Below are 12,518 nucleotides of genomic sequence, written 5' to 3' on the forward strand. Positions count from 1 at the left end.
GGCGGGCACCCGGGCGCGGGCGGGAGCCAGGGCACGGGGGCGCGGCCGCCGCCGCGAGGCCGCCCGGCCGCTGGACGTGGCCGTCGTCGGCATGGCCTGCGTGTTCCCGGGCGCCGCCGACACCGCCGAGTACTGGGCCAACGTGGTCGGGGGCGTCGACGCGGTCACCGAGGTGCCGCGCGGCCGCTGGGACGCGGATCTCTACCACGCCCCCGGCCGGGCTCCCGGCCAGGATGCCCCCGGCGGGCAGGCCTCCGGCGGGCAGGCCCCCGGCCCGGATCACGGGCGGGGCGGCGGGCGGGTGCCGTCCAGGTGGGGCGGGTTCCTCCCGCCGGTCCCGTTCGACGCGCTGCGCTTCGGCATCCCGCCGAAGTCGCTGAGCAGCATAGAGCCCGGGCAGCTGCTCGCCCTCGAGGTGACCGCGCGGGCCCTGCGTGACGCCGGCTACGACAACCGGCCGTTCGACCGGTCGCGCACGTCGGTGGTCTTCGGCGCCGAGTCCGGCGCGGATCTCGCCGCCGCCCATGGTTTCCGCTCGGCCTACCCGGCCTTCTTCGGGCCGGTCCCGCCCGCCCTGGACGTACGCCTGCCGACACTGGACGAGGACTCCTTCCCCGGAATGCTCGCGAACGTCATCGCCGGGCGGGTCGCCAACCGTTTCGATCTCGGTGGTGTGAACTACACGGTCGACGCGGCATGCGCGTCCTCGCTGGCGGCGCTGGACGCCGCCTGCAAGGAGCTGGGCGGCGGCACCTCGGACCTGGTGCTCTGCGGCGGCGTGGACACGCACAACAGCATCCACGACTTCATGCTGTTCGCATCCGTCCACGCTCTGTCACCGACCGGCCGGTCCCGCAGCTTCGACGCGGCCGCCGACGGCATCTGCCTGGGGGAGGGGGTGGCCGTCGTCGTCCTCAAGCGGCTCGCCGACGCCGAACGCGACGGCGACCGCGTCCACGCGGTGATCAGAGCGGTGGCCGGGTCGAGCGACGGCCGGGCGCTGGGCATGACCGCGCCGAGCCGGGCCGGGCAGGTGCTGGCGATGGAACGGGCGTACGCGCGCGCCGGGATCTCCCCGGCCGACGTCGGCCTGGTCGAGGCGCACGCCACCGGCACGGTCGTCGGCGACAGCACGGAGCTCGCCAGCCTCACCGAGGTGTTCGCCGGCCACGGCGCGCGGCGGGGCGGCTGCGCCGTCGGCTCGGTGAAATCCCAGATCGGGCACACCAAGTGCGCCGCCGGGCTGGCCGGTCTGATCAAGACAGTGCGGGCGCTGGCGGCCGGGGTGCGCCCCCCGACGTCCAACATCACCCGGCCGAACCCGTCCTGGGACGCCGCGACCAGCCCGTTCTTCTTCGACACCGCCGCCCGGCCGTGGGCGGTGCCGGCGTCGCGGCGGCACGCCGGGGTGTCCGCGTTCGGCTTCGGCGGGACCAACTTCCACGTGGTGCTCTCCGCCTACGACGGTGCCCCCGAACCCACCCACGGGCTGGACGCCTGGCCCGCCGAGCTGTTCGTCATCCGCGGCACCGACCAGGCGGCCGCCGGCCGCACCCTGGACCGGCTCACCGAGCTGATCCGCGTCAACGACGGCGCCGGGCGGCCCTGGAAGCTGCGCGACCTGGCCGCGACGGTGGCGGTCAAGCGCGGCGGGGCGGTGCGGGTGGCGTTCGTCGCGACCAGCCTGGACGAGCTCGCCGACCTGGTGAGACGGGCCCGTGCGTTCACCCACGACCCGAAGGCCGGGATCTTCGTCGCCGGCGGCGCTCAGGGGAGGCCGGGCCGGGCCAGGACCGGCCGCGCCACGCCGGCCGGGACAGGAGAAACGGAAGGAGAGGCGGCGGAAGGGAAGACCGCCTTCCTGTTCCCGGGGCAGGGCAGCCAGCGGCCCGGGATGCTGGCGGAGCTGTTCGTGGCCTTCCCGCGGCTGCGGCACCTGCTCGAACGCGGGGAGAAGTGGGTGCCTGCGATGTTCCCGCCGGCCGCGTTCAGCCGGGCGGACACCGACGCCCAGCAGGCCGCGATCACCGACACCCGGACGGCGCAGCCGGTTCTCGGGATCGCCGGCCTCGCCATGCACGAGATCCTCACCGGCCTCGGCGTGCGCCCCGACCACCTCGGTGGCCACAGCTACGGTGAGCTGGTCGCCCTGTGTGCGGCCGGGGCCGTCGACATCGACGATCTGCTGCCGCTCAGCGAAGCCAGAGCGGACGCCATCCTGGGCGCCGCCGGCGCCTTCGCCGCGGTCTCCGTAACCGCCGCTCCCGCTGATCCCCCCGGCGCTCTCGCAACCGGCGCCCTCGCCGGCCATACCGCCGGCACCGGCCCCGCTACCGCCAGCAGCGGCCTCGCTATCGCTAGTGGCGGATCCGCTATCGCTAGTGGCGGCATCGATCCCGTCACGGCTGATCCTGGCCTGGCTGACCCCGGCCTGGCTGACCCCGGCACGATGGCGGCGGTGGCCGCCCCGGCGCGTCGGGTGCGGGAGGTGCTGGAGGCGGCCGCGGCGGGCCCGGCCGGCGGCCCGGCGGGCCCGGGCGATGTCGTGATCGCCAACCACAACGCGCCGGAACAGGCCGTGATCTCCGGTCCGACCCCCGCGGTGGAGGCCGCGGTGCGGGTGCTGGCGGCCGAAGGGCTCACCGCCAGACGGATCCCGGTGGCGTGCGCGTTCCACAGCCCGGTGGTCGCGGCCGCGGCCGGGACGTTCGCCGCCGACCTGGACAGGGTCGCGATCGCCCCGCCGTCACGGCCGGTCTGGTCCAACACGACCGCGCTGCCGTACCCGGACACCGCCGACGCGGTCCGGCGGACCCTCGCCGGCCAGGTCGCCCAGCCCGTCCGCTTCGTCGAACAGATCGAGGCGATGTACGCCGCCGGCGTACGGATCTTCGTGGAGGCCGGGCCGGGCCGGGTCCTCACCGGGCTCGTCAGCCGGATCCTGCACGGCCGGCCGCACACGGCCGTCGCCACGGACGTCCCCGGCGAACACGGGCTGCGCCGGCTCCTGCTCGCGCTGGCGGAGCTGGCGGCCGCCGGGGCCGCCGTGGACACCGCGCCCCTGTTCACCGGGCGTGACGCCCAGGTGGTCTCGGCCGCGAACTGCCCGCGCCGGCCCGGCTGGCTCGTCGACGGCCACCTGGTGCGGACGTCCGACGGCCGTCACCTGCCCGGCGGGCTGGTCCCGGCGGACGAGCTGTCCCGCCTGCCGGCCCCCGAAGCGCCGTCGTGGGCCGCGTCCCCCGGGGCGACGGAGCTGCCGACGGTGATCGTCCCACCGTCGGTGGGGAACGCCGACGCCGCCGTGATCGAGTTCCTGCGGACGACCCGTGAGCTGGTCGCCGCGCAGCGCGAGGTCATCCTGAGCTACCTGGCCGCCGCCGACCGCGCGTCGGCGCTCCCCCCGGCCGCGCTCGCGGGCGCGGAGGCCGCCCTGCCGTCGGGCGCGCTCGGCCACATCCCGCCATCGGAGCTGTACGACCACGGTCCGTTTCCGACGGCCGGGGAACAGCTTCCGTCGCTGACACCGGCTGGTCATGCCGTGCCGCTGCCCATCTCGGTGGATCAGCCCCGGTCACCCGGCCGGCCCGCCGGCCACCACGGCGCCTCGGCCGTGGTGGCCGGCGCGCGGCCGGTGTCCCGGGAGCCGGACGCGGTGCTGGGCGCGGTGGTGGAGGTGATCGTGTCCGCGACGGGCTATCCGGCCGAGATGCTGGCGGCGGACCTGGACCTCGAAGCCGACCTGGGCATCGATTCGATCAAACGGACGGAGGTCCTGGGCACGCTGGCGGAACAGCTCGGCCTCGGCATCTCCGGAGGCGGAGAGGCCGGCCCTGCCGAAGGCGGCGCGACGATGGATCTTGGCGCTGCCGGGGGCGGCCTGGCCGACGATGTCGTCGAGGAGCTCGTGGCCATCCGGACCATTCGCGGGATCGTCGACTGGATCGTCACCCGCCCGCCTGCCAGCCCCGCCACGGACACCCACCTTGCGACGAACACGTATCCCGCCGCGGACGCGGGCCTCGCGGCACACACAGACCCCGCCGCGGACGCGGACCCTCCCGTAGGCCCGGGGAACGCCGTGGCTCCGGCACCCGTCCCGGGGCTCGCACCCGTCCCGGATCCCACGGCGATTCCGGGCCCCACGGCGATCCCGGGCGGCGGGATCCTCGTGGAGGCCGTGAGCGTCGTGGAGGCCGGGAGCGGGCCGGCGGCCCCGGCAGCCGTGTCGCGGCAGGCCGGCGGCTGGCCCGATGAACGTTTCGCGGGCCCGCCGGGCCCGGGGGATTCCGCGGGCCCGGCGGCCGCGTTGCGGCGCTTCGTCGTCGAGGTCGTCGCGCTGCCGTCGCCGGGCACCCTCTCCGACCTGCTTGACCTTGCCGCGGCCGGTGCCCGCCCCGGGCCGGGGCCGCTGGCCGGCAGCCGGTTCGCCGTGGTCGAGGGCGGCCTGGGCATCGGCCTGGCGCTGACGACCCTGCTGGAGCAGCAGGGCGCGTCCGTGCGGATGTTCTCCGTGGACGACGCCTCGCTCGCCGATCAGCTTGCCGGCGGTGCCGGCGCGGACGGCGTCTGGTGGGTGTCGTCCGTGGACCGGGACGCGCCACCGGCCCTGCCCGCCGCGTTCGTCCCGATCAGGGCCGCGGTCGCCGGCGGCACCCGGCGCCTGGTCGTCGCGACCGGCGGTGGGGGCAGCTTCGGCCGCGGGGTGGGCGACGAGCCCGGCCCGAGCGTGGGGATGGCCGGTTTCACGCGCACGCTCGCCCGGGAGGCGCCGGACGTGGTGATCCGCGCGGTGGACCTCGACCCGAAGGAGGCGCCGACCCGGCTCGCCGGCTACCTGCTCACGGAGTTCCTCACCCCGGGCGCCCCGCCGGTGACCGGCTACCGGCACGGCGTCCGGTCGACGCTTCAGGTGGTGCCGGCCGAGCTCCCCGGCGCCGGTTCGCCCTCGACCGTCCCGGTGGGCCCGGTGGCTCCGGTGGGCCCGGTGAGCCTGGTGGCCTTGACGCTCCCGGCCGCCGGGCCGTCGTGGGGCTGGCGGTGGCACGACGACGTCGCCGCCGTCCCGTCGGCCCAGGCCTCCGGCGCGCTGGGGGAGCTCGGCCCGGACTCGGTCGTCCTGCTCACCGGCGGCGCGCGCGGGATCACCGCCAGGGCCGCCCTCGGGCTCGCCCGGGCCACCGGCTGCGGGATCGAGCTGATCGGCCGGACGCCGCTGCCGACCGCCGCCGAGGATCCGGCGACGGCCGGCGCGGCGGACGCGCCGGAACTGCGCCGCGCCCTGATCGCCACCGGCCTGCGCCGGCCGGTCGAGATCGAGGCCCGTGCCGCCCAGCTGCTCGCCGAGCGGGAGGTGCGGGCCACCGTCGCGGCCCTGCGCGCGAGCGCGTCCTTCGTCCGCTACCACGCCGTCGACGTACGGGACCCGGACGCGCTGCGCGCGGTCGTCGAAACGATCTACGCCGACCGCGGACGGCTTGACGGGGTGGTCCACGGCGCCGGCGTCCGCGAGGACAAACCGCTGCGGGAGAAGACGGCGCGCTCGTTCGAGCGGGTGTTCTCGACCAAGGTCGACGCCGCCCGGACGCTGGTCGACGCGCTGCGGCCCGACATCGGTTTCCTGGTGCTCTTCGGCAGCGTGTCCGGGGTGTTCGGCAACCGGGGGCAGGTCGACTACGCCGCCGCCAACGACGCGCTCGACACCTGCGCCCACGCCTGGGCGAGGCGGCTGCGCGGCCGTGTCGTGTCCCTGGACTGGGGCCCGTGGGCATCGCCCGGCCCCGCCGGGGGAATGGTCTCGGCGGAGCTGGCACGCGCCTACGCCCGGCGGGGTATCGAGCTGATCGACCCGGACGCCGGGGTCGCCGCGGTCCTGCGCGAGCTGGCCGCCGACGTGGACGACCCGCAGGTGGTCTACTTCTCCGGCTCCCTGGACGCCTTCGATGCCGGGATCTAGGGCGGGCGGGCCCGGCGGGCCGTCGAACCCGGGTGCGGGCATCGCGATCGTCGGGATGGCCGCGGTGTTCCCGGGCGCCGGTGACCTCGACACCTACTGGCGCAACATCCGCACCGGCGTGGACGCCATCCGGGACATCCCGCCGCGACGTTTCGACCCGGAGTTCTTCCATCCGGATCCCGGCCCGGACGCCGGCCGCGCACCCGATCCCGACGCCCCGCCCGGCCTCGCCCCGGACTCCGCCGCCGACGACGGTCCCGCGGCGGCCGGGGAACGGATCCGCTGCCGGCGCGGCGGGTTCATCGAGGAGTTCGCGACCTTCGACCCGACCCAGTTCGGGATCATGCCGCTGGCCGTGGACTGGGCCGAGCCCGACCAGCTCATGGCCCTGCGGGTGGCGGCCGAGGCGATCGCGGACGCCGGTGGCACGGACGCGCTCGGTGACCGGGCGCGGACCGGGGTGGTACTCGGCCGCGGCGGCTACTTCGCCTCCGGGATGGCCCGGCTGGACCAGCGGATCAAGGTCTCCGCACAGCTGGTCGCCAGCCTGTCCGAGCTTGTCCCGACGCTCACGGCCGAGCAGCTGGCCGGGGTGCGCGCCGCGTTCGCCGAAACGCTCGGCCCGCGGCGCCCCGAGGCCGCGATCGGGCTGGTGCCCAACCTGGCCGCGTCCCGTATCGCCAACCGGCTCGACCTGCGCGGCCCGGCCTACACGCTGGACGCGGCCTGCGCGTCGTCCCTGATCGCCGTCGAGACGGCCGTGCGCGAGCTCGTCGCCGGCCGGGCCGACACCATGATCGTCGGTGGTGTGCACCTGGCGCAGGAGGTGACGTTCTGGAGCGTCTTCTCGCTGCTGCGGGCGTTGTCGCCGAGCTCGCGGATCCGCCCCTTCGACCGGCGGGCCGACGGCATCCTCATCGGCGAGGGGGTCGGCATGGTCGTCCTCAGACGGCTGGCCGACGCCGAACGCGCCGGTGACCGGATATACGCGGTGATCCGCGGCTGCGGCTCGGCGAGCGACGGGCGGACGTCGACCCTGCTGGCGCCGGCGTCCGACGGGCAGGTGCTCGCCGTCGAGCGGGCCTGGGCCGACGCCGGGCTGGACCCGAGGGCACCCGGCGCGCTCGGCCTCGTCGAGGCGCACGGGACGGCGACCCCCGCCGGGGACGCGGCCGAACTGGCCACCCTCCAGCAGGTCTTCGGCGCCGGCGCGGGGACTGGCACAGGGGCCTATGGGAGGTCCTACGGAGGAGGCTATGGAGGGGCGTGGCCGATCGCTGTCGGCTCCGTCAAGTCCATGATCGGGCATACCATGCCGGCGGCGGGCGCCGCTGGGCTGATCAAGGCCGCGCTGGCGCTGCACCATCGCGTGCTGCCACCATCTCTGCACTGTGAGCAGCCGCATCCGGCGTTCGCGGGCACCCGGCTGCGGCCGATAACCGAGGCCGAGGCCTGGGACGCCGACGGCGGTGTGCCGCGGCGGGCCGGGGTGAACGCGTTCGGCTTCGGCGGGATCAACGCGCACGTGGTCGTCGAGGAGGCGCCGTCACCGTCGAACGCGCCGTCGCTGGCCTTCCCGGCCACGATCCCGGTGCCGGTCCCGGTCATGCTCCCGGTCCCGGCACCGCTCCCCCCGCCAGGCCCGGCCGCGTTCATGCCGCCGGCCGCGTTCATGGCGGCGGCCGCCCCCGCGGGCACGGGCCTGCTCCCGGCCACCATCCCGCTTCCGGTCCTGGTCCCGGCAGTGGCCACGGCAGTGGCCACTGCCACCGGGCCGTCCAGCCGCCCGGACGCGCGGCCTGGCGGCGAGCGGGTGCTGCTGTTCGCCGGCTCGAGCCCGGCGGAGATCGCCCGCGCGCTCGCCATCCCCGACCAGGACCTGCTGGCGCGGGACGACAGCGGCGCCCCACCCGAGGGCGGGCCGGTCCGGCTCGCGATCGTCGCGCCGGACCGGCGCCGGCTGGCGCTCGCCCGCACGGTTGTCGAGCGCGGCCGGCCCTGGCGTGGCCGCAACGACCTGTGGTTCACCGGTTCACCGCTGCTCGGCGCCACCACCACGCCGGACCGGACGGCATTCCTGTTCTGCGGCCTGGAGGACAACTTCCACCCTCGGGTGGACGACGTCAGCGCGCACTTCGCGCTCACCCGCCCGCGGTACGTCCACCCCGGGAGCCCCGGCCCGGCCGGCCCCAGCCCGGCCGGCGTCGGGACGAGCGGCGTCGGGACGAGCGGCGTCGGGACGGGCGGCGGGGGCGAGGCGCTCGGGGAGCACGGTGTCGCCAGCGTCGAGGTGGGCCGCATACTCGATGCGGCGCTGCGCCGGCTGGAGATCTTCCCCGACCTCGTCGGCGGCCACAGCATCGGCGAGTGGAACGCCATGATCTCCGCTGGGATGATCGACGCCGAGGACGTGGACAGGTTCATCGCCTCGTTCGAGCCGTACTCCCTGGAGGTGCCGGGGGTGGCCTTCGGCGCGCTCGGGTGCGGCGCGGACACGGCCGCCGCCACCATCGCGGACCTCCCGGACGTCGTGGTCTCGCACGACAACTGCCCGCATCAGTCGATCATCTGCGGGGAGGAGCGCAGCGTCGAGAGCGCCCTGCAACGGCTGCGGGGCCAGGGCGTGCTGGGCCGGATCCTGCCGTTCCGCTCCGGTTTCCACTCCCCGTTCCTCTCCCCGTTCCTGGCGAAGGTCCGGGCCGACGTGGCCAGCATCCCGATCCGTACGCCGACGGTGCCGGTGTGGTCGGCGACGACGGTCGCGCCCTACCCCGACGACCAGAACGGGATCCGGGAGCTGGCGGTGCGCCATCTGCTGGAGCCGGTCCGGTTCCGCCAGCTCGTCGAGCGGCTGTACGCCGAGGGCGTGCGGGTCTTCGTCCAGGTCGGGGTGGGCAGCATCGCCGGCTTCGTCCAGGACACGCTGCCGGGCCGGGAGCACCTGACGGTCGTCACGAACACCCCGAAACGCTCAGGCATGGACCAGCTGCGACGGGTGGTCGCCGCGTTCTGGGTCGAGGGCGCCGCGCCCCGGATGGACCGGCTGTCGGCCACGAACCCGTCGGCCACGATTCCGCTCCCGATCCCCGGGCCTCAGCGGCCGTCACCGTCGCCATCGCCGCTGTCCCCGCCATCCCCGTTGCGGTCGTTGTCACCGTCGGCCACTTGTGACGGTCCGGAAGAAGCGGTCGACGACGGGCAGCGGCCGCCCCAGCGGACGCACCACGGCCAGCCGATGCTGCTCAACCTGGGTGCCCCCCTGGTCCGCCTCGGTGAGCGGGCCGCATCGCTGCTGCCCACGGCATCCTTCCCGGAGCCAGCCCTGATCCCGGCCTCATACCGGGAGCAGGCCTCATACCGGGAGCAGGACCCGGAATACCCGGAGCGGGATTCGGACGCGGCTCCGAAGCCGGACAGGGAGCTGCTCCCGTCCCCGGATCCGTCCCTGGATCCGGCGTCGAACCCGAACCCGGCTCCGAACCAGAATCAGGACCCGAATCCGGAGCTGCCTCCTGCCTCGGATTCGCCCCTGGTAACGGACCTGAGCTCGGTCCCGGAACCAGTCCTCGCTCCGGACGCGGACTCGCCCCTGGCCGCGGATTCGGCCCTGATCACGGATTCGGCCCTGATCATGGACTCGGCCCTGGTCACGGACTCGGCCCTGGTCACGGACTCGGCCCTGGCCGCGGATTCGGCCCTGATCACGGATTCGGCCCTGGCCGCGGAGCCGACTCCGCCTTCGGAACCGGCCCTGCGCTCGAATGCGGCCCTACTCCCGGATCCGGGGCCGGATCCACTCTCGGCGTCGGCTCCGGTGGAGCCGGAGCGGGAACCGTCGGCTGCCGGGCTGCCCGCCCGTCCGGCCCCTCCCGCGACGGCCCGCGAGCGCCGGCCGCTGACAGCGCGGGAAAGACGGGACCGGGCTGTCAGCGCGCATCCAGCCGGTGGACACGCTGTCACCGGCCATCCGGTGCTCGCCGAGTTCGACGCGCTGGTCACCGAGACCAACGCGATGATCTCAGCCGTGCTGGCACGATGGACAGCCACCGCGTCCGCCGCTGGCGCTGCCGCGTCCGCTGTCAGGAGCGGCGCGTCCGGTGCCAGTGCGCGGGTGGCGGCCGTCGTCCAGAAGCCATCCGCCGGCCTGGTCGCCGGCGCCCGTACCGGGCATGGCGGACATCCGTCTGTGCCGTCTGTGCCGTCTGTGCCGTCTGTGCCGACCGGGTCGTCGGCCGGGGCGGCGGGGCCGGCGGTAGCGCCGGGCGGGCGGGACGTCCGGCGGACGCGGCGCACGCTGTCGATCGAGACGATGCCGTACATCATCGATCACTGTTTCTACCGGCAGCCGCCGGGGTGGCCGCACCTCGCCGACAGGTTCCCGGTGATCCCGATGACCACCGTGCTGGAGATGATGATCGGCCAGGCGCGGGCGGCCGTGCCCGGCCGTGTCGTCGTCGGCGTCACCGACGTCCGGGCCCTGCGCTGGCTGGCGATCGAGCCGGCGGTCGAGGTGACCATCACCACGACCGTCCTGCCGGCCGCGGCCGGGCAGGGCCCGCCGGGAGCGGGCACGAGCGCGGTGCGGGTGAGCATCGACGGGTACGCGCACGGCACGGTCATCCTCGCCGACGCCTTCCCGCCGGGGCCGGCGCCGTCGGCGGAGCCCCTGCCCGAGCCGTGTGACGACACGCTGGTGGACGGGCCGTCGATCTACCGTGCCGGACGGCTGTTCCACGGCCCCGGCTACCAGGGGCTGGTCACGGCCGGGCCGGTCTCCCCCGGGGGCGTCCAGGGGGAGCTCGTCGTGACGAGCGCGCCCGGTGCGCTGCTCGACGCCGCGGGCCAGCTGTTCGGCTACTGGCCGCGGGAGCATCTCGCCGCGGACTGGCTGCTGCTGCCCTCGGCCCTGCGCGGCGTGCGCTTCTTCGGCCCGCACCCGGCCGTGGGGGAGCGGCTGACCTGCACGGTGTGGATACGGGATGTCCGGGACAGCGCCATCACCGCCGATCTGGAGCTACGCGCCGCGGACGGCACGGTGTGGGCGCGTGTCGAGGGCTGGACCGACCGCCGGTTCTCCCAGGACGAGCTGATGTGGGCGATGCTGCTGCGGCCGGCGCGCAACGCCGTCGCCGAACGGGCCGCCGGCGGCTGGGTGCTCGCCCGGGAGCACTGGGCGGACACCGCCTCCCGCGAGCTCGTCACGCGCTACCACCTCGACACCGACGAGCGCGCCGTCCTGGCGGCGAAGCATCCCAGGGCCGCGCGGGAGTGGCTGCTCGGACGGATCGCCGTGAAGGACGCCGTCCGCCACTGGCTGTGGGACAACGGCGCCACCGACGTGTGGGGCATCGAGATCGGCGTGTCGGACGAGGGCTCCGGACGCCCGGTGATCGACCGGCTGCCGGTACGTGACGGCGTGCCGGCCACACCCCCGCGGGCCGCCGTGGCGCACACGGCGTTCCTCGCGGTGGCGGTCGTGCATCCCGATGGCGCGGTTGGCATCGACATCGAACGGGTGACGCCGCTTACGCCAGGGACAGCGGCAGCGGCGGAGACAGCGGCAGCGGCAGCGGCGGAGGCAGCGGCAGGGGCGGAGACAGCGGCAGCGGCGGGGACGGGGACGGAGGCGCTCACGGACGCCGAGCGTGCACTGCTCGCCGAGCTGGGCGGAGCCGACGCCGGCCTGCGGGCCCTGTGGCTGGCCAGGTTCCGGGCCGCCAGGCAGGCCGCGGCCAGGGCCGACGACACCGGCCAGGCGAGCCGGCCACGACGGTTCGTCGTCGAGGGGATCACGCCTGGCCATCTCCGGCTGCGGACGGACGACCAGGAGCCGCCGCGCGCCCGCTGGGTCGCGCACCAGTCGATCAACGCGCTCGGCGAGCCCCTGGACGACCACGGCCATCCGTTGGGCGGCCGCCGTCCCGCCGCGGGCGACGCCGCTGGTCGTCACTCCGTCGACGGCCCTGCCGTTGATCGTTACTCCGTCGACGGCTCTGCTGTTGATCGTTACGTTGTGGCGTGGACCTCGCCCGAGGTCGAACAGGCGGCACGGGAGAACGAAGGAGCGCGGACATGACGGCCAAGCCTCTGACAACCGGACATCCGACGACCGGCGGCCCTGCCGCATCCGGCCCTGCCGCATCCGGCCCCGCCATATCCGGCCCCGCCATATCCGGCGAAGCGGGGCCGGGCACCGAGCGGGCCGCGGTCGAGGAGCGGATCCTGCGTGACGTCGTGGCGATGCTGCACGACGTCATCGGCGACGAGTACGTGATCGATCGCGAGATCGGCCTGTCGACGTCGTTCGACACCGACCTGGAGCTGGAGAGCATCGAGTTCGTCGCCCTCGCCGACCGGATGCGCCAGCGTTACGGCGACACGGTCGACTTCGTCGGCTTCCTCGCGGACCGGACCGTCGACGAAGTGATCAACATGCGGGTCGGCGAGGTCGTCTCCTTCATCGCCGACTGCCTGACGTCACCCCAGCCAGCCCAGCCGTCCCAGTCACCCCAGTCATCCCAGTCGGCCCAGCCGGCCCAGTCGTCCCGGTCCTGGGCGTAGC

Annotated in this window: 3 protein-coding genes; all 3 read left to right on the forward strand. The window is 75.3% G+C overall.

The window, feature by feature from the left end:
- A partial coding sequence (locus NBX02_RS06240) for an SDR family NAD(P)-dependent oxidoreductase (RefSeq protein ID WP_445548294.1) occupies positions 1 to 5,956 on the forward strand: 5,956 nt, incomplete at its 5' end.
- Positions 5,943 to 12,032: a type I polyketide synthase gene (locus NBX02_RS06245; RefSeq protein WP_250290404.1), complete on the forward strand. Its 6,090-nt coding sequence runs from the start codon at positions 5,943 to 5,945 to the stop codon at positions 12,030 to 12,032. The genes NBX02_RS06240 and NBX02_RS06245, both read left to right, overlap by 14 nt.
- A complete protein-coding gene (locus tag NBX02_RS06250) occupies positions 12,029 to 12,517 on the forward strand; it encodes a phosphopantetheine-binding protein (RefSeq protein ID WP_445548295.1) in 489 nt (162 codons plus the stop codon). The genes NBX02_RS06245 and NBX02_RS06250 overlap by 4 nt, the downstream gene beginning before the upstream one ends.
- Position 12,518: the final 1 nt, after the last annotated feature.

The organism is Protofrankia sp. CiP1_Cm_nod1, assembly GCF_920888515.1.
Classification (GTDB): domain Bacteria; phylum Actinomycetota; class Actinomycetes; order Frankiales; family Frankiaceae; genus Protofrankia.